This window comes from Saccharothrix ecbatanensis (assembly GCF_014205015.1).
GTDB classification, from domain to species: Bacteria; Actinomycetota; Actinomycetes; order Mycobacteriales; family Pseudonocardiaceae; genus Actinosynnema; species Actinosynnema ecbatanense.
The window spans coordinates 1,305,454-1,331,217 of record NZ_JACHMO010000001.1 but is presented as its reverse complement, the minus strand read 5'-3'; the positions used below and the strand labels follow the sequence as shown (position 1 = coordinate 1,331,217).

Here is a 25,764-nt window from a genome sequence, read left to right as displayed (position 1 = left end):
CCGGTCGAACGCGTCGAAAAACTCATCGCACCCCACACGGGCCGAGTGTCCATCGCCGCCGTCAACGGACCCGCCACCGTCGTCATCGCCGGCGAACCCGCAGCACTCGACGCCATCCTCGCCACCTGCCAGCAAGACGACATCAGGGCACGACGCATCGCCGTCGACTACGCCTCCCACTCCCACTACGTCGAAGCAATCCGCACCGACCTGATGGACGCACTGGCGCCCGTCCAACCCGCAACGGCCAGCATCCCCTTCTACTCCACCGTCACCAACGGGTTCATCGACACCGCCACGATGGACGCCGACTACTGGTACACCAACCTCCGCAACCCCGTCGGCTTCGAACCCGCCATCCGCGCCCTCGTCGACAACGGCACCGGCTGCTTCCTCGAAATCTCGCCCCACCCGGTCCTCACCATGGCCGTCGAGGAAACCGTCGAAGCACAAGGCACCACCGGCCGAGTCACCGCGATCGGATCGCTCCGCCGCGACGAAGGCAACCTCCACCGCTTCCGCCTCTCGCTCGGCGAAGCGCACGTCGCCGGCGCCAAGGTGGGCTGGGAAGCCTGCTACACCGACACCGAGGCCAAGCGGGTCCCCCTCCCCACCTACGCCTTCCAGCGCGAGAACTACTGGCTGACCCGGAAGACGGGCGTCGGTGACGCCTCGGCCGCCGGTCAGGACCGGATGAGCCACCCCATCCTCGTGGCCGCGGTCCAGGTCGGAGACCGGGACGAGTGGGTCTTCACCGGAAGCATGTCCCAGGAGACCCAGCCGTGGACGCTGGACCACCAGGTGTTCGGGATCGTGCTGGTGCCCGGGGTCGCACTGGTCGAGATGGCACTGACCATCGGCCGACGGCTGGGCTGTGACGTGGTGGACGAGCTGGTCATCGCCGCGCCGCTGGTCCTGGAGGACAACGTCACGCGGCAGATCCGAGTCACCGCGGGCCCTGTTGGCGACGACGGCCGCCGAGAGATCGCCTTCTTCTCCCGGATCGAAGCCGGCGAGGACGAAGTCGTCGAACTGACCTGCCACGCGCGCGGCTGGCTCTCCGCCAACGCCGAGCCCCTGGAGGACTTCGCCGCTCAATGGCCGCCTGCGAATGCCGAGCCCGTCGCCGTGTCCGAGCTCTACGCTCTGCTCAACCGGAACGCCCACTTCATGGACACGGTGTTCGAGTACGGCCCGGCCTTCCGCGCGGTGCAGTCCGCCTGGCGTGTTGGTGATGACGTGTTCGCCGACTTGGCCCTGCCGGAGGTCGCCGGTTCCGCGGACGGATTCGCGATCCACCCGGCGCTGTTCGACTCCGCCCTGCACGGTGGACTCGGCAAGCTCGACCTGGGCGAGGAGAGCCCCAGCGGACTGCCGTTCTCGTGGTCCGGCGTTCAACTCGCACGCTTCGGACTCACCCGGATGCGGGTGCGGATCAGCTTGCCCGACCCGACCTCGCTACGGCTCGACCTCGCCGGAGAGGACGGCCTGCCCCTCGCGTGCCTGCGACGGCTCGACGTCCGTCCGGTCGAGCAGTCGCACCTGGAAGCCGCGCGGCACAACGGCGAGCGTTCCCTCTACGAGATCGACTGGGTTGCCACGCGGGTCAACGCGACACGCCCGGTGAGTCTGGCCGCTGTTGGTGCTGTCGGCGGAGCGGGTGACCGTTTCGCGGATCTGGCGGCGTTGGAACAGGCTGTCGCCGAGGGTGCTCCGATGCCCGAGTTGGTGCTGGCCGCGATCGACACTCCGCAAGGTGACGTCGCCGAAGCCGCCAGGACCACCGCCGGTGAGGCACTGGCCCTGGCACAGAGCTGGCTGGCCAGCGAATGGCTCGGCGGAGCAAGGCTGGTCGTGACGACCCGAGGTGCGGTCGCCATCGGCGACGAGACCCCCGACATCGCCCAAGCCGCCGCGTGGGGACTACTGCGCAGCGCGCAATCCGAACACCCCGGACGTTTCCTGCTCGTCGACCTCGACGGCGACGAGCCCGACTGGGGCTCCGTGCTCGACACCGACGAACCCCAACTCGCAGTCCGAGCCGGCACCCTGCTCGCACCCAGACTCGCCCCCGCCACCACCACACCGGCCACCCAGCCACACACCATCAACCCCGACGGCACGGTCGTCATCACCGGCGGCACGGGCGGACTGGGCGCGGTGTTCGCCCGCCACCTCGCCACCACCCACGGTGCGCGACACCTGCTGCTGCTGAGCCGACGCGGCCTTGAGGCCGACGGCGCTGCCGAACTGGTCGCCGAACTGCAAGAACTGGGCTGCACGGCCCGGGTCGCCGCCTGCGATGTCTCGGACCGCGCCCAACTGGCCAGTGTCCTGTCCACTGTGGAACGCCCGCTGACCGCAGTCCTGCACACGGCCGGTGTGCTCGACGACGGCATCATCGAATCGCTCACCCCCGACCGCATCGAACACGTCATGCGACCCAAGCTCGACGCCGCATGGCACCTGCACGAACTCACCATCGGCACCGACCTGGCCGCCTTCGTCATGTTCTCCTCGATGGCGTCGCTGATCGGCAGCCCCGGCCAAGGCAACTACGCCGCCGCCAACGCCTCTCTTGACGCATTGGCCGACGTACGCCGCGCAGCAGGCCTGCCCGCCACCTCACTGGCCTGGGGCCTGTGGGCGGAAGCCACCGGCATGACGGCCGGACTGGACCACACCGAATTGACCCGCCTCGAACGGATGGGCGCCAAGGCGCTGACCACCGAGTTGGGTCTCGGTCTTTTCGATCAGGCTCTTGGGTTGGACGCGGCGGTAATGGCCCCGGTCCGGTTGGACACAGCCGTGTTGCGGGTTCAGGCCAAGGCCGGGATGCTGCCGCCCCTGCTGCGTGGACTGGTCACCACACCGAACCGGCGGGAAGCCGTCGTGGTGTCCTTGCTCGATCGGATGGCGGGCGTCGACGCGGCCGATCGGGAACAGATCGTCCTGGACGTGGTGCGCACCCAGGTGGCGGCGGTGCTCGGGCATTCCTCGGCTGCGTCCATCGACCCCGATCGCGCATTCCGGGAGATGGGATTCGACTCGCTCAGCGCCGTCGACCTCCGGAACAGGTTGACCCAGGTCACCGGTATGCGGTTGCCGGCCACCCTCGTATTCGACTACCCCACCCCGACGGAGATCGCCCAAAAGCTGCTCGCCGAGATCGGCAACGTCACCACCGAACCACCGATCGGGAAGGAACTGGAGAAGCTGGAACACATGCTCGCCTCGGTCGCCGAAACTGAACGACGACACGTGGCAGAGCATCTGCGCCGACTGCTGGCCGTCGTCACCGACGACGAGGAGACGGGAACCACGGCCGAGCGCATTGAATCGGCCACTACCGCAGACGAAATCTTCCAGATGATCGACGCTGAGTTCGGCGAAGCGTGACAAGGGGCGGGGAAATGGCAGAGAACACCGATCAGCAGGACAAGCTCGTCCGCTATCTCAAGAAGATGGCGGGTGACCTCAACCAGGCCCGCGCGCGCCTGCGGGAGTTCGAGTCCCGCGATGGGGAACCCCTTGCCATCGTGGGTATGAGCTGCCGCTACCCGGGTGGGGTGACTTCTCCGGAAGAGCTGTGGGAGCTGGTGGCCTCCGGGAAGGACGGCATCGGCCCGTTCCCGACCGACCGCGGCTGGGACCTGGAGCGGCTCTACAACGCCGACCCCGACCACCTTGGCACCGCGTCCACCAGAGAAGGTGGATTCATCGACAGCGCCACCGAGTTCGACGCGGCCTTCTTCGGGATCAGCCCGCGCGAGGCCACCGCCATGGACCCGCAACAACGCCTGCTGCTGGAGGCGTCGTGGGAGGCGTTGGAGCACGCCGGCATCGACCCGGTGTCCCTGCGCGGCAGCGACACCGGTGTCTTCTGCGGCGTCGGGCCGTCCGACTACGCCGCCATGCCCGCAGGAGCCCTGCCCCAGATCGAAGGCTTCCGCCTGACCGGTTCCACCACCAGCGTGGTGTCGGGTCGGGTCGCCTACAGCCTCGGGCTGGAAGGTCCGGCCGTGTCCGTGGACACCGCCTGCTCCGCCTCCGCCGTTGCCCTGCACCTCGCCGCGCAAGCGCTGCGGTCGGGTGAATGCTCGCTCGCGCTCGCCGGTGGCGTCACCGTGCTGGCCGGGCCTTTGCTGCACATCGAGTTCAGTCGTCAGCGTGGACTGGCGCCCGATGGGCGTTGCAAGGCGTACTCCGCTTCGGCTGACGGCACCGGCTTCTCCGACGGCCTGGGTGTGCTCGTGCTGGAGCGGTTGTCCGATGCCCGGCGCAACGGGCACAAGGTGCTGGCCGTGGTGCGGGGCACTGCCGTGAACCAGGACGGCGCGAGCAACGGCCTCACCGCGCCCAACGGTCCGTCCCAGGAGCGGGTGATCCGGCAGGCGTTGGCCAACGCCGGACTGGCACCGTCCGATGTGGACGCTGTCGAAGGCCACGGCACCGGCACGGTGCTCGGCGACCCCATCGAAGCCCAGGCACTGCTGGCGACCTACGGCCAGGAGCGCGAGAACGGGCCGCTGTGGCTCGGCTCGATCAAGTCGAACATCGGCCACACCTCCACGGCCTCCGGGGTCGCCGGTGTGATCAAGATGGTCATGGCCATGCGTCATGAGACGCTGCCCGCCACCCTGCACGTGGACGCGCCGTCACCGCACGTGGACTGGAAGTCCGGCCAGGTCGAACTGCTCACCCAGGCACGCAAGTGGCCGGCGAACGGCCGTCCTCGCCGCGCTGCCGTGTCGTCCTTCGGCGTCAGCGGCACCAACGCCCACATCATCCTGGAAGAAGCCCCCTCCGAAGAGCCCACGGCTACCGACCAGCCGGTCGAGGTCGTGCCGCCGCGTCCTGCGGGTGTCGTGCCGGTCGTCGTGTCCGGCCGTGGCGAAGCCGCGTTGCGTGCGCAGGCGGTGCGGCTGCGGGATCTGGTGGTTGCCGACTCCGGATTGTCCCTTGTCGATGTCGCCTTCACCTCGGCCACTTCACGCGCCCTGTTGGAACGGCGCGGAGTGGTGGTCGCCGCCGACCGCGAGGAACTGCTCGCCGGGTTGGCCGCACTGGCGGCAGGTACGCCCTTGGCCGACGTGGTCGAGGACCGGGCCGTCCTGGGCAAGACCGCGTTCCTGTTCACCGGTCAGGGCTCGCAGCGTCCGGGCATGGGCCTCGAACTCGCCGGCGTGTTCCCGGTGTTCGCCGCCGCCCTGGACGAGGTGTGCGCGGTGCTGGACCCGTTGGTGGGTCGTCCCGTGCGGGAGTTGCTGGCCACCGAGGACGGGTCGCTGAACCAGACCGAGTACACCCAGGCCGCGCTGTTCGCGGTCGAGGTCGCCCTCTACCGGCTGGTCGACTCCTTCGGAATGAAGGCCGACTACCTCATCGGTCACTCCGTGGGTGAGCTGGCCGCAGCCCACGTCTCCGGGGTGCTGTCCCTCGCCGACGCGTGCGCGCTGGTCGCCGCACGTGGCCGGCTGATGGGCGCGTTGCCTGCTGGTGGTGCGATGGTCGCCGTCCAGGCCGAGGAAGCCGAGGTCGCCGCGTCGCTGACCGGTTTCGAAGGCCGTTTGGAAATCGCCGCCGTCAACGGGCCACGGGCCGTCGTCGTCTCCGGTGACGCCGACGCCATCGACGAGTGGCTGCCCGCGTGGGAAGGCCGCAAGACCACGCGTCTGCGCGTGAGCCACGCGTTCCACTCGCCCCGCATGGAACCCATGCTCGCCGAGTTCCGCGCTGCCGCAGAACGTTTGGCCTACGCGGCCCCAGCGGTTCCGGTCATGTCCAACCTCACCGGACAGATCGTCACCGCGTTCGACGCCGACTACTGGGTCCAGCACGTACGCCATGCCGTCCGCTTCGCCGACGGCATCCGCACCCTGCACGACCTCGGCGTCCGCCGATACCTCGAACTCGGACCCGACGCCACCCTCACCGCCATGACCGGCCAGGTCCTCGACCAGATCGAGACCGACGACACCGCAAACGTGGCCGTCGTACCGGCGATGCGCGCCAAGCACGGCGAATCCACCACCTTCGCCCTGTTCATCGGCCGCGCCCACAACGCGGGCATCGACGTGAACTGGAACGCCTACTACACCGGCACCGGCGCCCAGCGGATCGACCTGCCCACCTACGCCTTCCAACGGGAACGGTACTGGCTCGCCCCGACCACCGGTTTCGGCGACATCTCCGCGACCGGACTGGCCCCGGTCGACCACCCCGTCCTCGCCGGACTCGCGCTCATCGGCGACCGCGACGAATGGCTCTTCACCGGCCGCATCTCCACCGAAACCCAACCCTGGGTCGCCGACCACGTCGTCATGGGCGCGACCATCGTGCCGGGCGTCGCGCTGGTCGAGATGAGCCTGGCCGCCGGACGTGAGATCGACTGCCCGGTGCTCGACGAGCTCATCATCGAAGCGCCGTTGACCCTGGAGGACACTGCCGCCCGCCAGATCCAGATCATCGTCGGCCACCCCGACGAACACGGACGCCGCGAATTCGTCATCTGCTCCCGTCCCGAGGACGAGGGCTCGGACGACCAGCGCGAAGTGACTCGCCATGGGCGGGGCTGGTTGGGGTCCGAAGCGAAGGCCATGCCCGCGTGGGACGTCGAATGGCCGCCGCACAACGCCGAGCCGGTCTCCGCGGAGGCGTTCTACACCCGCATGGCCGATATCGGCTACGACTACGGCGCCCTGTTCCAGGGTGTGATCGAAGCATGGCGGGACGGCGATGCCGTCTACGTCGAGCTGGCTTTGCCGGACAACGTGGGCGAACACGGCTTCGGCATCCACCCGGGACTCTTCGACTCCGCGGTGCAGAGCTCCCTCCTGGGCAAGCCGGACGACAGCCTCGTCATGCCGTTCTCGTGGAACGGAGTCCAGCTCGACCAGACCGGTGTCTCGCGCGCCCGTGCGCGGCTGATCCTCACCGGCGAGTCCACCTTCCGCATCGACGTGGTCGACGAGCACGACCAGCCGGTGCTCAGCATGGACAAGCTCGTGTTCCGCCCGGTCGACCAGGCTCAGCTGAAGCAGGCCCACGGCACCCGGGATTCGCTGTACCGGCTGGACTGGTCTCCGGTCTCGGTCGGCGTGGACCCGTCGATCCATGTCGCGGTGCTGGGTGGGTTCCCCGCCGCGGGTGCGCGTTTCGCCGACCTGGCGGCGCTCGAACGGGCCGTGGCCGACGGTGCTCCGGTACCCGGGTTGGTGCTGGCCTCGATCGACACCCCGGAAGGCGATGTCGCCGAATCTGCCAGGGCTGCCGTCGGCACGGCGCTGGCGCTGGCGCAACAGCGGTTGGCCAGTGAGTGGCTGGGTGAGACCAGGCTGGCGGTGGTGACCCGCGGCGCGGTCGCGGTGGGTGGTGAGTCACCGGATGTGGCGCAGGCCGCGGTGTGGGGTTTGGTGCACGCGGCGCAGTCGGAGCACCCGGGGCGTTTCCAGCTCGTCGACCTCGGCCCCGATCACGATCCCGCGCTTGACGGGTTGGAGTGGGGCGGGCTGCTCGGTCTGGACGAGCCGCAGGTCGCCGTTCGTGCTGGTCGTGTGTTCGCGCCGCGTTTGAGCCGGGCCTCGGCCGGAGAGACCACCGTCTCGCTCGACCCAGCGGGAACCGTCCTCATCACCGGCGGCACAGGCGGCCTGGGCGCGTTGTTCGCCCGCCACCTCGTGACCACCCACGGCGTGCGGCACCTGTTGCTGCTGAGCCGACGCGGCCTCGAAGCCGACGGCGCTGCCGAACTGGTCGCCGAACTGCAAGAACTGGGCTGCACGGCCCGGGTCGTCGCCTGCGACGTCTCCGACCGCGCCCAACTGGCCGACGCCCTGTCCACCGTCGAGCAGCCGCTGACCGCGATCGTGCACACCGCCGGTGTGGTCGATGACGGCATGATCGAATCGCTGTCCCCGGATCACCTCGAACGGGTCATGAGACCCAAGCTCGACGCCGCATGGCACCTCCACGAACTCACCACTGGCACCGACCTGGCCGCCTTCGTCATGTTCTCCTCGATGGCGTCGCTGATCGGCAGCCCCGGCCAGGGCAACTACGCCGCCGCCAACGCATCCCTCGACGCCCTCGCCGGCCTACGCCGCGCCGCAGGTCTACCCGCCACCGCACTCGCCTGGGGCCTCTGGTCCCAGACCACCGGCATGACGGCCGGACTGGACCAGAACGAACTGACCCGCCTCGAGCGGATGGGCATGGGCGCCCTCACCGCCGAGACCGGTCTCGAACTCTTCGACCAGTCCCTCGACGTCGACGCCGCCGTGATGGCCCTCGTCCGCCTGGACAACACCACCCTGCGCGCCCAAGCCCGAACCGGCATGATCCCGCCGCTGTTGCGCGGACTGGTACCTGCCACCACTCGGCGCGCGGAAGCCGGGGGTTCCCTCGCCCGGCAGTTGGCGGACGTGCCGGAAACCGATCGCGCTCGGGTCGTGCTCGAACTGGTCCAGGCCCAGGTGGCCATCGTGCTCGGCCACGCCTCGGCTGCCGCCATCGACCCCGAACGCGCCTTCCAGGAAATCGGCTTCGACTCGCTCAGCGCCGTCGAACTCCGCAACCGACTCGCCCAGACCACCGGCGTCCGCCTGCCGTCGACCCTGGTGTTCGACCACCCGTCCCCTGTCGCCGTGGCGCGCTTCCTCGTGTCGCAGATCGCCGTGGACTCCTCTGCCGGCGGTCGTTCTCGCGTGGCGCGGACCCGCCGGATCGACGTGGGTGAGCCCCTGGCGATCGTGGGTATGAGCTGCCGGTTCCCCGGCAGCGTGTCCTCGCCTGAGGAGCTGTGGGAGCTGGTGGCCTCCGGGAAGGACGCCATGGGCCCCTTCCCCACCGACCGTGGCTGGGACCTGGAGCACCTGTACGACCCGGACCCCGATCAGGCCGGGACGGTGTACACGCGTGTGGGTGGCTTCGTCGAGCGCATCGGGGAGTTCGACGCCGAGTTCTTCGGGATCAGCCCGCGCGAGGCGCTGGCCATGGACCCGCAGCAGCGCCTGCTGCTGGAGGCGTCGTGGGAGGCGCTGGAGGACGCGGGCATCGACCCGACCTCGTTGAAGGGCAGCAACACCGGCGTCTTCTGCGGCACCGTCGCCTCGGGGTACCACGGAACGATGGTGCCCGAACTGGAGGGCTACCACCTGACCGGGACCACGACCAGCGTGGTGTCCGGCCGGATCGCCTACACGCTCGGATTGGAGGGCCCGGCGGTCTCCGTGGACACCGCCTGTTCCTCCTCCGCTGTCGCCCTGCACTTCGCATCCCAGGCCCTACGGGCAGGCGAGTGCGAAATGGCCCTGGTCAGCGGCATCTCGCTGATGGCCACGCCAGACCTGTTCATCGGCTTCAGCCGCCAGCGCGGTCTGTCTCCTGATGGGCGTTGCAAGGCGTATTCGGCTTCGGCTGACGGCACCGGTTTCTCCGACGGTGTCGGCGTGCTCGTGGTGGAACGGCTGTCCGATGCCCGGCGCAACGGCCACAAGGTGCTGGCCGTGGTGCGGGGCAGCGCGATCAACCAGGACGGCGCGAGCAACGGCCTGACCGCGCCGAACGGCCCGTCGCAGGAACGGGTCATCCGGCAGGCCTTGGCCAACGCCGGACTGGCGCCGTCCGATGTGGACGCTGTCGAAGGCCACGGCACCGGCACGGTGCTCGGCGACCCCATCGAAGCCCAGGCGCTGTTGGCGACCTACGGCCAGGATCGGCAGAACGGGCCGCTGCTGCTGGGGTCGATCAAGTCGAACATCGGCCACACGTCGGCCGCCGCCGGCGTGGCGGGTGTGATCAAAATGGTCATGGCGATGCGCAACGGGACGCTGCCGCCGACCCTGCACGTCGACTCCCCGTCACCGCACGTGGACTGGGAGTCGGGTCAGGTCGAACTGCTGACCCGGGTACGGGAGTGGTCGGCGAACGGCCGTCCTCGCCGCGCCGCCGTGTCGTCCTTCGGCGTGAGTGGCACCAACGCCCACATCATCCTGGAAGAAGCTCCGGCCGAGGAGCCCACGGCGACCGAACAGCCGGTCGAGGTCGTGCTGCGTCCTGCGGGCACCCTTCCGGTCGTGGTGTCGGGTCGTAACGAGGCTGCACTGTTGGCGCAGGTCGAGCGGCTGCGGAACCTGGTCGCCGCCGACCCGGAGGCGTCGGTCGCGGACATCGGCTTCTCCTCCGTCACCACCCGGGCACTGTTGGAGCGGCGCGCGGTCGTGGTGGCCGCTGACCGTGAGGAACTGCTGGCGGCACTTGCCAAGGTGACCGGCGGGGAACCGGCTGTCGGTGGCCGGACGGCGTTCCTGTTCACCGGTCAGGGTTCGCAGCGTCCGGGCATGGGCCTGGAGCTGGCCGAGACCTTCCCGGTGTTCGCCGCCGCCCTCGACGAGGTGTGCGTCGTACTGGACCCGCTGGTCGGCCGTCCGGTGCGCGAACTTCTGTCCACAGAGGACGGATCGCTGAACCAAACCGAGTACACCCAGGCCGCGTTGTTCGCGGTCGAGGTCGCCCTCTACCGGCTGGTCGAGTCGTTCGGTGTCCGCGCCGACTACCTCATCGGGCACTCCGTCGGTGAACTCGCCGCCGCCCATGTCTCCGGCGTGCTGTCCCTCGCCGACGCGTGCGCGCTGGTCGCCGCCCGTGGTCGACTCATGGGCGCGTTGCCTGCTGGTGGTGCGATGGTCGCCGTTCAGGCCGACGAGACCGACGTCGCCGCGTCCCTCATCGGTTACGAGGGCCGGTTGGAGATCGCGGCGGTCAACGGGCCGCGAGCGGTCGTCGTCTCCGGCGACGCGGATGCGATGGATGCGTGGCTGCCCGCGTGGGAAGGCCACAAGACCACGCGCCTGCGCGTGAGCCACGCGTTCCACTCCCCGCGCATGGAACCCATGCTCGCCGAATTCCGTGCCGTCGCGGAGAGCCTGACCTATGAGGCTCCGTCGACCCCGGTCATGTCCAACCTCACCGGACAGGTCGTCACGGCGTTCGACGCGGACTACTGGGTGCGACACGTCCGCCACGCCGTCCGGTTCGCCGACGGTATCCGCACCCTGCACGACCTCGGCGTCCGCCGCTACCTCGAACTCGGACCCGACACCACCCTCACCGCCATGGCGGGACAGGTCCTCGACAACATCGAGAACGACGACACCGCCGGAAACGTCGCCGTGGTGCCCGCCATGCGGGCCAAGCACAGCGAAACCGCCACCTTCGCCCTGTTCATCGGCCGCGCCCACGCCGCGGGCATCGACGTGGACTGGAACGCCTACTACACCGGCACCGGCGCCCAACGCGTCGACCTGCCGACCTACGCCTTCCAACGGGAGAACTACTGGTTGACCCGCAAGACGGGCGTTGGTGACATCTCGGCCGCCGGCTTGGCCGCCGTCGACCACCCCGTCCTCGCCGGACTCGCGCTCATCGGTGACAGCGACGAATGGCTCTTCACCGGCCGCGTCTCCACCGAAACCCAACCCTGGGTCGCCGACCACGTAGTCCTGGGCGCGACCATCGTGCCGGGAACGGCGTGGGTCGAGTTGGCACTGGCGGCCGGTAGCCGTGCGGGTTGCCCGGTGCTGGACGAGCTGGTGATGGAGTCTCCTCTGCTGTTGGAGGAGAAGTCGGTGGTGCAATTGCAGATCACCTTGGGCCGAGCCGGTGAGGACGGCCGCCGTGAGGTGGCGATCTTCGGTCGGCCTGAGGTGGATGCCGGGCAGGGTGACCTGACTTGTCACGCGCGGGGTTGGTTGGCCGTCGAGGATGCCACGCCGGTCGAGTCGTGGGTTCCGGCGCAGTGGCCGCCGGCAGATGGTGTGGAGATGACGGCGGACGCGCTGTACTCCGGGATGGCGGAACTCGGTTTCGACTACGGGCCGATGTTCCAGGGCGTGCGCACGGCGTGGCTCGCCGGTGACGAGATTTTCGCCGAAGTGTCCCTCCCCGGTGATTCGGGTGGCGAGGGCTTCGGCCTCCATCCGGCGCTGTTCGACGCGTCGATGCACGGGGCGTTCATGGAGAAGGGATCCGGCGGTTCGACGGTCCTGCCGTTCTCGTGGTCGAAGGTGCGTGCGGGCAGGTCGGGGCTTTCCAGGGTGCGCGCGCGGATCGCGCCTGTCGGTGATTCGGCCCTGCGGGTCGACATCGTCAGCGAACTGGGTGAGCTGGTGTTGAGCCTGGGCCGGCTGGACATGCGCCCGGTCGACTCGGCACAGTTGGAGCGGATGCGTCGTGGTAGCCGGCAGTCGGTGTACCAAGTGGACTGGACTTCGGTCCCGTGGGGTGCGGCTAAGTCTGTGAGTCTGGCCGCTGTTGGTGCTGTCGGCGGAGCGGGTGACCGTTTCGCGGATCTGGCGGCGTTGGAACAGGCTGTCGCCGAGGGTGCTCCGATGCCCGAGTTGGTGCTGGCCGCGATCGACACTCCGCAAGGTGACGTCGCCGAAGCCGCCAGGACCACCGCCGGTGAGGCACTGGCCCTGGCACAGAGCTGGCTGGCCAGCGAATGGCTCGGCGGAGCAAGGCTGGTCGTGACGACCCGAGGTGCCGTCGCCATCGGCGACGAGACCCCCGACATCGCCCAAGCCGCCGCGTGGGGACTACTGCGCAGCGCGCAATCCGAACACCCCGGACGTTTCCTGCTCGTCGACCTCGACGGCGACGAGCCCGACTGGGGCACCGTGCTCGACACCGACGAACCCCAACTCGCAGTCCGAGCCGGCACCCTGCTCGCACCCAGACTCGCCCCCGCCACCACCACACCAACCACCCAGCCACACACCCTCAACCCCGACGGCACGGTCGTCATCACCGGCGGCACGGGCGGACTGGGCGCGGTGTTCGCCCGCCACCTCGCCACCACCCACGATGCGCGACACCTGCTGCTGCTGAGCCGACGCGGCCTTGAGGCCGACGGCGCTGCCGAACTCGTCGCCGAACTGCAAGAACTCGGCTGCACCGCCCGGGTCGCCGCCTGCGATGTGTCCGACCGGACACAGCTGGCCAGCGTCTTGTCCACCATCGAGTACCCGCTGACCGCGATCGTGCACACGGCCGGTGTGCTCGACGACGGCATCATCGAATCGCTCACCCCCGACCGCATCGAACACGTCATGCGACCCAAGCTCGACGCCGCATGGCACCTGCACGAACTGACCATCGGCACCGACCTGTCGGCGTTCGTGATGTTCTCCTCGATGGCGTCGCTGATCGGCAGCCCTGGCCAAGGCAACTACGCCGCCGCCAACGCATCCCTCGACGCTCTGGCCGACGTACGCCGCGCAGCCGGCCTGCCCGCCACCTCACTCGCGTGGGGCCTGTGGTCACAAGCCACCGGCATGGCAGGAGAACTCAGCGAGGCCGAATTGACCCGCCTTGAGCGGATGGGCATGGGCGCCCTCACCTCCGAGACCGGTCTCGAACTCTTCGACCAGTCCCTCGACGTCGACGCCGCCGTCATGGCCCTCGTCCGCCTCGACAACGCCACCCTGCGCGCCCAGGCCAGGGTCGGGATGCTTCCGGCCCTGCTGCGCGGACTCGCGCCTGCCGCTCGGCGCGCGGAAGCCGGAGGTTCCCTCGCCCGGCAGTTGGCGGGCGTGCCGGAAACCGATCGTGCACGGGTCGTGCTCGAACTGGTCCAAGCCCAGGTGGCCGACGTTCTCGGCCACGCCTCGGCCAACGCCGTCGACCCCGAACGCGCTTTCAAGGAACTCGGCTTCGACTCCCTGAGCGCCGTTGAACTGCGCAACCGGCTCACCCAGTCCACCGGCGTCCGCCTCCCCGCCACACTCGTCTTCGACCACCCCTCCCCCGTGGCCGTGGCGCGTTTCCTGATGTCGCAGGTGACGGTGGGTTCGGCGACCGCGAGCGGCGGTCGGGGTGTCACGCGAACGCGGCAGGTCGACGTGGGCGAGCCCTTGGCGATCGTGGGCATGAGCTGCCGCTACCCCGGCAGCGTGACCTCACCCGAGGACCTGTGGGAGCTGGTGGCCTCCGGGAAGGACGGCATCGGCCCGTTCCCGACCGATCGCGGCTGGGACCTGGAGCGCCTGTACGACCCGGACCCCGACCAGCCGGGCACGGTCTACACCCGTGGCGGCGGTTTCATCGATCGCGCCGGCGAGTTCGACGCGGCCTTCTTCGGGATCAGCCCGCGCGAAGCGACCGCCATGGACCCGCAGCAGCGCCTGCTGCTTGAGGCGTCGTGGGAGGCGTTCGAGTACGCCGGGATCGACCCGACGTCGCTCAAGGGCCGCAACATCGGTGTGTTCTGCGGCGTCAGCTCCTCCGACTACGGCGTCACGCCGGCCGGAGCCCCGTCCCAGGTCGAGGGCTTCCGGCTCACCGGCTCCAGCACCAGTGTCGTGTCCGGCCGGATCGCCTACATCCTCGGCTTGGAGGGTCCGGCGGTCTCGGTGGACACGGCCTGTTCGTCGTCCGCTGTCGCCCTGCACTTCGCATCCCAGGCCCTCAAGGCCGGCGAGTGCGAGATGGCGGTCATCGGCGGCGTGACGATCATGTCCGGCCCGTTCCTGCTCACCGAGTTCAGCCGGCAGCGGGGCCTGTCCCCGGACGGGCGGTGCCGGGCGTACGCCGCCGGGGCCGACGGCACCGGGTTCGCCGACGGTGTCGGTGTGCTGGTGGTGGAGCGGCTGTCCGATGCCAAGCGCAACGGCCACAAGGTCTTGGCCGTGCTGCGCGGCAGTGCCATCAACCAGGACGGCGCCAGCAACGGCATCACCGCGCCGAACGGTCCCTCGCAGGAGCGGGTCATCCGGCAGGCACTGGCCAACGCCGGGTTGAACCCGTCCGATGTCGACGCGGTCGAAGGCCACGGCACCGGAACCACGCTGGGCGACCCGATCGAGGCGCAGGCGCTGCTGGCGACCTACGGCCAGGACCGGCCGAACGGTCCGCTGTGGTTGGGCTCGATCAAGTCCAACATCGGCCATACGTCGGCCGCCGCCGGTGTCGCCGGCGTGATCAAGATGACGATGGCGATGCAGCACGGTGTCATGCCCGCCACCTTGCACGTGGACGCGCCGTCGTCGCACGTGGATTGGGAGTCGGGCGGTATCGAGCTGCTGACGCAGGCACGGGAGTGGTCGGCGAACGGCCGTCCGCGCCGCGCCGCCGTCTCGTCCTTCGGCGTCAGCGGCACCAACGCCCACATCATCCTGGAAGAAGCTCCGGCCGAGGAGCCCACGGCGACCGAACAGCCCGGGCCCATCGGTGCAGTGCCGGTTGTGTTGTCAGCACGTGGCGAGGCAGCGTTGCGAGCCCAGGCTGAGCGCCTGCGGGATCTGGTCGCCGCCGATCCGGAGGCGTCGGTCGCGGACATCGCGTTCTCCTCGGTCACTTCGCGTGCGTCGTTGGAGCGCCGTGCGGCTGTGGTGGCCGCCGACCGCGACGAACTGCTCGCCGGTTTGACGGCGTTGGCCGCTGGAACCCCTGCCATGAACGTGGTGGAGGGTCAGGCCCTCGGATCTGGCGTGAAGTCGGTGTTCGTGTTCCCGGGTCAGGGAGCGCAGTGGGTCGGCATGGCGGTGGAGTTGTTGGACTCCTCCCCCGTGTTCGCCGCCGAGATCGCCGCGTGCGGCGAAGCCTTGGCGCCGTTCGTGGACTGGAACCTGGACGACGTGCTGCGGGCAGCCCCCGACGCGCCGTCCTTGGAACGTGTCGACGTCGTCCAGCCCGCGCTGTTCGCCGTCATGGTGGGTCTGGCCGCACTGTGGCGTTCCTACGGCATCGAGCCGTCGGCCGTCGTCGGCCACTCGCAGGGTGAGATCGCTGCGGCCTACGTCGCCGGTGCGCTGTCACTGACGGACGCCGCCAGAATCGTCGCCCTGCGCAGCCAAGTCGTCCGCGACCACCTCGCCGGACACGGCGGCATGATGTCCATCTCCCTGCCCGTCGAACGCGTCGAAGCACTCATCGCACCCCACACGGGCCGAGTGTCCATCGCCGCGGTCAACGGACCCGCCACCGTCGTCATCGCCGGCGAACCGACCACGCTCGACAGCATCCTCGCGGCCTGCCAGCAAGACGACATCCGCGCACGACGCATCGCCGTCGACTACGCCTCCCACTCCCACTACGTCGAGGCGCTGGAAGACGAACTCCTCCGTGTCCTCGCGCCGGTGACTCCCATGACCGGGACGATCCCGCTGTACTCCACGGCGGTCGGCGGATTCATCGACACGGCGACGATGGACGCCGGCTACTGGTACCGCAACCTGCGTGGACGGGTGGACTTCGAGCCCGCCATCCGCGCGCTGATCGACAACGGCACGGGTTGCTTCGTCGAGGTCTCACCCCACCCGGTGCTGACCATGGCGGTCGAGGAGACCGCCGAGGCGCAGGGCGCGACCGGCCGGGTCGCCGTGATCGGATCCCTCCGCCGCGACGAAGGCAACCTCGACCGCTTCCGCCTCTCCCTCGGCCACGCCCACGTCGCCGGCGTCAAGATCGACTGGACCGCCTGCTACGCGGACACCGGCGTCAAGCGGGTGTCCCTGCCCACCTACGCCTTCCAGCGGGAGAACTTCTGGTTGATGCCGTCGACGCACGGTGATGTCGCGGCGGCGGGGTTGGACCGGGTTCAGCACCCGGTCCTGGCGGCGGCCGTGCAGGTCGGCGACCGCGACGAGTGGGTCTTCACCGGACGCTTCTCCACCAAGTCCCAACCGTGGGTGCGTGACCACATGGTGCTGGGCATGGTGATCGTGCCCGGGACGGCGTGGGTCGAGTTGGCGCTGGCCGCCGGTCGTCTGGTCGGCACCCCGGTGGTGGACGAGCTGGTGATGGAGTCTCCTCTGCTGCTGGAGGAGGGCGCCTCCGTCCAGTTGCAGATCACGGTGGGTCAGGCCGGCGAGGACGGCCGTCGTGAGCTGGTGATCTACGCCCGCCCCGAGTCCCGGGACGATGAGCAGGCCGGAGTGGTCTGCCACGCGCGGGGGTTGTTGGCCGGTGAGGACACGGCGCCGGCGTCGTCCTGGCTTCCGGCGCAGTGGCCGCCGTCGAGCGATGTCGAGGTCACCGGGGACACGTTGTACTCCGGGATGGCCGAACTCGGCTTCGACTACGGGCCGATCTTCCAGGGCGTGCGCACGGCGTGGCTCGACGGTGACGTCGTCTACGCCGAGGTGGCCCTGCCCGACGACACGGGTGGCGAGGAGTTCGGGCTGCACCCGGCGCTGTTCGACGCGTCGTTGCACGGGGCGTTCGTGGAGAAGGGATCGGGCGGGTCCACGATCCTGCCGTTCTCGTGGTCGAAGGTGCGTGCCGGCAAGTCGGGTCTGTCCCGGGTGCGGGTGAGGATCTCGCCCGCGGGTGATTCGGCGATGCGGATCGACGTGGTGTCGGAGCTGGGCGAGCCGGTGCTGACCCTGGAACGGCTGGACATGCGCCCGGTCGACCCGGCCCAGCTCGAACGGATGCGGCGAGGTAGCCGGAAGTCCGTCTACCAGCTCGACTGGTCCCCGGTCGCGGTGAGCGCGGGTAAGCCGGTGCGTGTCGCGGTGCTGGGCGGGCTGTCCGCGGCGGGCGACCGGTTCACCGACCTGGCGGCGTTGGAACAGGCCGTGGCCGAAGGCACTCCGGTGCCCGAGGTGGTGCTGGCCGCGATCGACACCCCTCAAGGTGACGTGGCCGGGGCTGCCAGGACTGCCGCCGCCCAGGCCTTGGAGTTGGTGCAGCGGCGGTTGGCCGGCGACTGGCTGGGTGAAGCCAGGCTTGTCGTCGTGACCTGTCGTGCGGTTGCCGTCGAGGCCGAGTCCCCCGATGTGGCGCAGGCCGCGGTGTGGGGTTTGGTTCGTGCGGCACAGGTCGAGCACCCGGATCGCTTCCAGCTCGTGGACATCGACTCCGGCAACGACCTGGCGGTCGACGGGTTGGAGTGGGGCGGGCTGCTCGCCCTGGACGAGCCGCAGGTCGCCGTGCGGACGGGTCGTGTGCTCGCGCCGCGCCTGAACCGCGCCTCAGCCGGGGAAACCACCGCCACGATCGACCCTGAGGGCACCGTCGTGATCACCGGTGGCACAGGTGGCCTCGGTGCCGTGTTCGCACGCCACCTCGCCACCACCCACGGCGCTCGACACCTGCTGCTGCTGAGCCGACGCGGCCTCGAAGCCGACGGCGCGGACGAACTGGTCGCCGAGCTGGAGGCGCTGGGCTGCACGGCCCGCGTCGCGGCCTGCGACGTGTCCGACCGGGCGCAACTGGCGACCGCTCTGTCCGCTGTGGAGCGTCCGCTCACCGCCGTCGTCCACGCGGCAGGTGTGCTCGACGACGGCCTGATCGAAACGCTCTCCCCCGAGCACATCGAACGGGTCATGCGACCCAAGCTCGACGCCGCATGGCACCTGCACGAACTCACCGCGGACGCCAACCTGTCGGCGTTCGTCATGTTCTCCTCGATGGCCGCCTTGGTGGGCAGCTCCGGTCAGGCGAACTACGCCGCCGCGAACGCCTCGCTCGACGCGGTGTCGGGGGTGCGCCGGGCAGCCGGGCTCCCCGCCACCTCGCTGGCATGGGGTGTCTGGTCGAACGCCGCGGGCATGGGCGCACGACTGGACGAGGCGGCGTTGGCCCGTCTGGAGCGGATGGGCATGGGCGCCCTGACTCCCGAGACCGGTCTCGAACTGTTCGACCAGTCCCTGGACGTGGACGCGGCCGTGGTGGCGTTGGTGCGGTTGGACAACGCCGCGCTGCGCGCCCAGGCCAGGGCCGGCATGTTGCCGCCGTTGTTGCGTGGTCTCGTCCGGGTTCCGGCACGGGTGGTCGACGCCGCCGCCGGGGCGTTGGTCCAGCGCTTGGCCGGTGTTCCGGAGGCCGACCGCGGGGCTGTCGTGCTCGAACTGGTGCAGGCGCAGGTGGCGGCAGTGCTCGGCCACGCCTCCGCCACCGCCATCGACCCCGAACGCGCATTCAAGGACATCGGGTTCGACTCGCTCAGCGCGGTCGAACTGCGCAACCGGCTCGCCCAGGCCACGGGTGTGCGCCTGCCCGCGACGCTGGTGTTCGAGCACCCCACGCCGGCCGCGGTCGCCGGACTGCTGCTGTCCGAGATCGGTGGTGTGGAGCCGGCGGAGCCTCTCATCGACCGAGAGGTGGCCAAGCTCGAAGACATGCTCGCCGGGAGTTCGGCGGAAGAGCAGCAGCGGGTGGCAAAGCGCTTGCGCTCCTTGCTTTCCAGCCTCAGCGAGAGCACGCAGACCACTAAGAAGCAGAGCACCAGGAAGCAGATCGAAGCGGTGACCTCCGCGGACGAGATCTTGCAGATGCTCGATGCCGAGTTCGGTGAAGGGTGACGGGCGTACAGCCATGACGGAAAACATCGATCAGCAGGAAAAGCTCGTCCGCTACCTCAAGAAACTGGCGGTTGAACTCAACGACACCCGGGCGCAGCTGGAAGAGGTCGAGTCCCGGGCGTCCGAACCGTTGGCGATCATCGGCATGAGCTGCCGCTACCCCGGCGGCGTGACGTCCCCTGACGAGCTGTGGGAACTGGTGGCCGGGGGGCAGGACGCCATCACCGGGCTGCCCACCGACCGTGGCTGGGACCTGGAGCGGCTCTACGACCCCGACCCCGATCAGTCGGGGAAGGTCTACACCAAGGGTGGCGGCTTCCTGGAGGGCATCGGGGAGTTCGACGCCGACTTCTTCGGGATCAGCCCCCGCGAGGCACTGGCCATGGACCCCCAGCAGCGCCTGCTGCTGGAGACGTCCTGGGAGGCTTTCGAGCACGCCGGTATCGACCCGACCTCGCTGCGCGGCAGCGACACCGGTGTCTTCTGCGGCCTCGGCGTCACCGACTACAGCTTGGTGCCGGAAGGCAGCCTGGTCCAGGTCGAGGGGTTCCAGCTCACCGGCGGCGCGGCCAGCGTCTCGTCCGGTCGCATCTCCTACCTGTTCGGTCTGGAGGGACCGGCGGTGTCCGTGGACACCGCGTGTTCCTCCTCCGCCGTCGCCCTGCACCTCGCCGCGCAAGCGCTGCGGGCGCGCGAAAGCTCACTGGTCCTCGTGGGCGGTGTCGCTCTCATGCCGGGGCCCTTCATGCTGCGGGAGTTCAGCCGACAGCGTGGTCTGGCGCCGGATGGCCGGTGCAAGGCGTATTCGGCGTCGGCTGACGGCACGGGTTTCTCCGACGGGCTCGGCCTGGTGGTGCTGGAGCGGTTGTCCGACGCCCAGCGCAACGGACGGCGCATCCTCGGCCTGATCCGGGGCACCGCGATCAACCAGGACGGCGCCAGCAACGGTCTGACCGCGCCGAACGGTCCGTCGCAGGAACGGGTGATCCGAAAGGCCGCGGAGAACGCCGGTTTGCGGCTCTCCGATGTGGACGCGGTCGAGGGTCACGGAACCGGCACGCAGCTGGGCGACCCCGTCGAGGCTCGGGCGTTGCTCGCGACCTACGGCCGGGAGCGCGAGAACGGGCCGCTGCTGCTGGGGTCGATCAAGTCGAACATCGGCCACACGTCGGCCGCCGCCGGCGTCGCCGGTGTGATCAAGATGGTCATGGCCATGCGTCACGAGACGCTGCCCGCCACCCTGCACGCGGGCACGCCGTCACCGCACGTGGACTGGGAATCCGGTCAGATCGAACTGCTGACCGAAGCGCGCAAGTGGCCCGCCGGCGGCCGTCCGCGTCGTGCGGGTGTGTCGTCCTTCGGCGTGAGTGGCACCAACGCCCACATCATCCTGGAGGAGGCCCCGACCGACGAGGCGCCGACCGACGACGAGGACGACGACCAGCCGGTCGAGGTCGTGCCGCCGCGTCCGGCCGGTCCCGTTCCGGTCATGGTGTCCGGTCGTGGCGATGCCGCGTTGCGGGCGCAGGCCGAGCGGCTGCGGGAACTGGTGGTCGCCGACTCCGGGTTGTCCGTGGTCGATGTCGCCTTCACCTCGGCCACGTCACGTGCGCTGCTGGAGCAGCGTGGGGTAGTGGTCGCCGCCGATCGTGAGGAACTGCTCGCCGGGTTGACCGCGCTGGCGGCGGCTACGCCCTCGGCTGGTGTGCTCGAAGGCCGCGCCGTCCTGGGCAAGACCGCGTTCCTGTTCACGGGTCAGGGCTCACAGCGTCCGGGCATGGGCCTGGAACTCGCGCAGGCCTTCCCGGTGTTCGCCGCCGCCCTGGACGAGGTGTGCGCCGCACTGGACCCGCTGGTCGGCCGTCCGGTGCGCGAACTGCTGGCCGTCGAGGACGGCTCGCTGAACCAGACGGAGTACACGCAGGCCGCGCTGTTCGCGGTCGAGGTCGCTCTCTACCGGCTGGTCGAGTCGTTCGGTGTGCGCGCCGACTACCTCATCGGTCACTCCGTCGGTGAGCTGGCCGCAGCCCACGTCTCCGGCGTGCTGTCGCTCGCCGACGCGTGCGCGCTGGTCGCGGCACGTGGCCGGCTGATGGGCGCGCTGCCCACCGGCGGTGCCATGGTCGCGGTCCAAGCCGAGGAAGCCGAAGTCACCGCGTCTCTGGTCGGTTTTGAGGGCCGGTTGGAAATCGCGGCGGTCAACGGGCCACGAGCGGTCGTCGTCTCCGGCGACGCCGACGCAGCCGACGAATGGCTGCCCGCGTGGGAAGGCCGCAAGACCACGCGTCTGCGCGTGAGTCATGCGTTCCACTCCCCGCGCATGGAGCCGATGCTCGCCGAATTCCGTGCTGTGGCACAACGTTTGGCCTACAAGGCCCCGACGACCCCGATCATGTCCAACCTCACCGGACAGATCGTGACCGCGTTCGACGCCGACTACTGGGTCCAGCACGTACGCCACGCCGTCCGCTTCGCCGACGGCATCCGCACCCTGCACGACCTCGGCGTCCGCCGATACCTCGAACTCGGACCCGACACCACCCTCACGGCCATGACCGGACAGGTCCTCGAAGAAACGGAGAACGGGGACGCCGCGCGCGACTCGGCCGTCATCGCCGCCCTCCGCGCCAAGCACAGCGAAACCGCCACCTTCGCCCGATTCGTCGGCCAGGCGGCCACCACCGGCATCAAGATCGACTGGAACGCCTACTACGGCGGCACCGGCGCCCAGCGCGTCGACCTGCCCACCTACGCGTTCCAGCGCGAGACCTACTGGCTGATGCCGTCGGCGCAGGGTGACGTCACGGCGGCGGGTCTGGGTCGGATGGGTCATCCGGTGCTGGCCGCGGTGGTGCAGGTCGGTGACCGGGACGAGTGGGTGTTCACCGGACGGTTCTCGGCGGAATCCCAGCCGTGGGTGAGCGATCACGTCGTGCTGGGCGTGACGATCGTGCCAGGCACGGCGTGGGTCGAGTTGGCATTGGCTGCCGGTCGCCACGCGGGCACCCCGGTCGTTGACGAGCTGGTGATGGAGTCCCCGCTGCTGTTGGAGCAGGGCTCGACGGTGAACTTGCAGATCACCGTGGGTCCCGCCGGTGAGCACGGTCGCCGTGAGGTGGCTGTTTTCGCCCGACCTGAGACCGGTGACGACGAACAGGGCGAGGCGACCTGTCACGCGCGGGGCTGGTTGGCGGTCGAGGATGCCGCGCCGGTCGAGCCGTGGATTCCCGCGCAGTGGCCGCCCGCCGGTGGTGTCGAGGTCACGGCGGACGCGCTGTACACGGGGATGGCGGAACTGGGTTTCGACTACGGGCCGATGTTCCAGGGCGTGCGTGCGGCGTGGAAGGTCGGCGGCGACTCCTACGCCGAGGTAGCGCTGCCCGGCGACACCGGCGGCGAGGACTTCGGCATCCACCCGGCGCTCTTCGACGCCTCCCTGCACGCGGGTCTGCCTGAGCAAGGGCCACGGGACACGGCCGTCCTGCCGTTCTCCTGGTCGAACGTGCGCATCGGCGAACGCGGCCTGTCACGGGTGCGGGTGCGCATGCGCCAGGTCGATGACACCGCGTTCGGCATCGACGTCGTCAGCGAGCAGGGCGTGCCGGTGTTGAGTTTGGGCCGCCTGGACATGCGCCCGGTCGATCCGGCGCAGTTGCGGCGGTTGCAGCGCAGTGGGCGGCAGCCCGTGTACGAGCTGGACTGGAGCCCGGTCGCGCCTGCCACGGGCAAGTCGGCGCGCGTCGCGGTCATCGGTGGCCTTTCCGTTGCGGGTGACCGTTTCGCGGATCTGGCGGCGTTGGAACGGGCCGTGGCCGACGGTGCCCCGATGCCCGAGTTGGTGCTGGCCGCGATCGACACTCCGCAAGGCGACATCGCCGAAGCCGCCAGGACCACCGCCGGTGAGGCACTGGCCCTGGCACAGAACTGGCTGGCCAGCGAATGGCTCGGCGAGGCCACCCTGGTCGTGACGACCCGACACGCGGTCGCCATCGGCGACGAGACCCCCGACATCGCCCAAGCCGCCGCGTGGGGACTACTGCGCAGCGCGCAATCCGAACACCCCGGACGTTTCCTCCTGGTCGACCTCGACGGCGACGAGCCCGAATGGGGCGGATTGGCCGCTCTGGAGGAACCGCAGGTCGCGGTGCGCGAGGGCCGGGTGCTCGCGCCGCGCTTGAGCGCGGCCACTGCTGCCCCGGCCGATGACGCGTGGCACCTGTCCGTCAAGCGCAAGGGCTCCCTCGAGGACGTGGTGATCGCGCCCTCGGACGCCCGTCGGCCGCTGGCCGCCGACGAAGTGCGGATCGGGGTTCGGGCCGCCGGGTTGAACTTCCGCGATGTGCTGATCGCCCTCGGCCTGTACCCGGAGGACGTGCCCCTGGGCGCCGAGGCTGCCGGTGTGGTGCTGGAGGTCGGCTCGGAGGTCACCACCTTCGCCCCCGGCGACCGGGTCTTCGGCATCGTCATGGGGTCTTTCGGCCCGGTGGCGATCGCCCATCAGAGCCTGCTCGCCCCGGTGCCGGAAGAGTGGACCTTCACCCAGGCGGCATCTGTGCCGGTGGCCTACGCGACCGCCTATCACGGTCTCGTGGACCTGGCCGGGTTGCGTGCGGGCGAACGGGTGCTGGTCCACGCCGCAGCCGGCGGCGTCGGCATGGCGGCGGTGCAGATCGCGCGGCACCTCGGCGCGGAGGTGTTCGCCACGGCCGGTCCCTCCAAATGGCCCGTGGTGCGGGCTTCGGGCGTCGCTGACGACCACATCGCTTCGTCGCGTGACCTCGGGTTCCGCGATGCTTTCCTGGCTACCACCGGGGGCGCCGGGGTCGACGTGGTGCTGAACTCCCTGGCCGGCGAGTTCGTGGACGCTTCCGCGGACCTGCTGCCGCGTGGCGGCCGTTTCGTGGAGATGGGCAAGGCCGACATCCGCGACGCGGAGAAGATCGCGGCGGACCACCCGGGCGTGGCGTATCGGGCTTTCGACCTGTGGCAGGCGGGGCCGGAGCGCCTGGGACAGTTGTTGTCCGAGATCGTGGCCTTGTTCAAGCAGGGTGTGCTCGGATTCGCACCGATCCGGACCTGGGATGTGCGACAGGGCCGGGCGGCTCTGCGTCACCTGCGGGAAGGCCTCAACGTCGGCAAGGTCGTGCTGACGGTTCCGGCTCCCCTTGACCCCGACGGCACGGTGGTCATCACCGGCGGCACGGGCGGACTGGGCGCGTTGTTCGCCCGCCACCTCGCCACCACCCACGGTGCGCGACACCTGCTGCTGCTGAGCCGACGCGGCCTTGAGGCCGACGGCGCTGCCGAACTCGTCGCCGAACTGCAAGAACTGGGCTGCACCGCCCGGGTCGCCGCCTGCGACGTGTCCGACCGCACCCAACTGGCCGGCGTCCTGTCCACTGTGGAACGCCCGCTGACCGCAGTCCTGCACACCGCCGGCGTGCTCGACGACGGCATCATCGAATCGCTCACCCCCGACCGCATCGAACACGTCATGCGACCCAAGCTCGACGCCGCATGGCACCTGCACGAACTCACCGAAGACGCCAACCTCGCCGCCTTCGTCATGTTCTCCTCGGTCGCCGCACTCATCGGCAGCCCCGGCCAAGGCAACTACGCCGCCGCCAACGCATCCCTCGACGCACTCGCCGACGTACGCCGCGCAGCAGGCCTGCCCGCCACCTCACTCGCCTGGGGCCTCTGGTCACAAACCACCGGCATGGCAGGAGAACTCAGCGAAGCCGACCTGACCCGCCTCGAACGGATGGGCATGGGCGCCCTCACCGCCGAGACCGGTCTCGAACTCTTCGACCAGTCCCTCGACGTCGACGCCGCCGTCATGGCCCTCGTCCGCCTCGACAACGCCACCCTGCGCGCCCAAGCCCGGATCGGCATGTTGCCGCCGTTGCTGCGCGGACTGGTCCGGGTTCCGACTCGTGTGGTCGAGGCGAGCGCGGCGGCGCTGGCCCAGCGCTTGGCGGGCGTGCCGGAGGCCGGTCGCGAGCAGATCGTGCTCGAGCTGGTCCAGGCGCAGGTGGCCGCCGTGCTCGGCCACGCCTCGGCCACCGCCATCGACCCCGAACGCGCCTTCAAAGAGCTCGGCTTCGACTCGCTCAGCGCCGTCGAACTCCGCAACCGGCTCACCCAGGCCACCGGCGTCCGACTCCCCGCCACGCTCGTCTTCGACTACCCCAGCCCGGCGGCTGTCGCCCGCCACCTGCTGCCGGAGCTCGTGTCGGACTCCGCCGCCAAACCACGGTCGGAAGAGGAAGAGATCCGTTCGCTGCTCGCCTCCGTTCCCATCGACCGGCTGCGCAGGGCAGGGCTGCTCGACACCCTGCGCGAACTGGCGGACAACGACTTGCCGGTGGACCTCGTCGACCACGGGGGCATTGACGGGATCGACGACATGGACGCCGAGGCCCTGATCCGGATGGCCGAAGAGGACCTCGCATGA

At 69.8% G+C, this 25,764-nt stretch carries 3 protein-coding genes (1 of these 3 only partly in view); all 3 read left to right on the top strand.

Annotated elements, in window-relative coordinates:
- Tightly spaced (each overlapping or abutting the next), the 3 genes in view from F4560_RS05955 to F4560_RS43405 form a layout consistent with a single transcriptional unit that may run on beyond the window.
- Positions 1 to 3,399: the 3' end of a type I polyketide synthase gene (locus F4560_RS05955; RefSeq protein ID WP_246477742.1), read on the top strand. 7,263 nt of this gene lie to the left of the window's left edge; 3,399 of the gene's 10,662 nt are visible here — the last part of the coding sequence; its start codon lies off the left edge, out of view; it ends in the stop codon at positions 3,397 to 3,399.
- Entirely contained in the window at positions 3,396 to 19,307 is a 15,912-nt protein-coding gene (locus F4560_RS43410; protein ID WP_446692297.1) for an SDR family NAD(P)-dependent oxidoreductase, read from the top strand. Before F4560_RS05955 ends, F4560_RS43410 begins: the two co-directional genes overlap by 4 nt.
- Complete coding sequence (locus tag F4560_RS43405) at positions 19,297 to 25,764, top strand: type I polyketide synthase (protein WP_446692428.1); 6,468 nt, start codon at positions 19,297 to 19,299, stop codon at positions 25,762 to 25,764. Before F4560_RS43410 ends, F4560_RS43405 begins: the two co-directional genes overlap by 11 nt.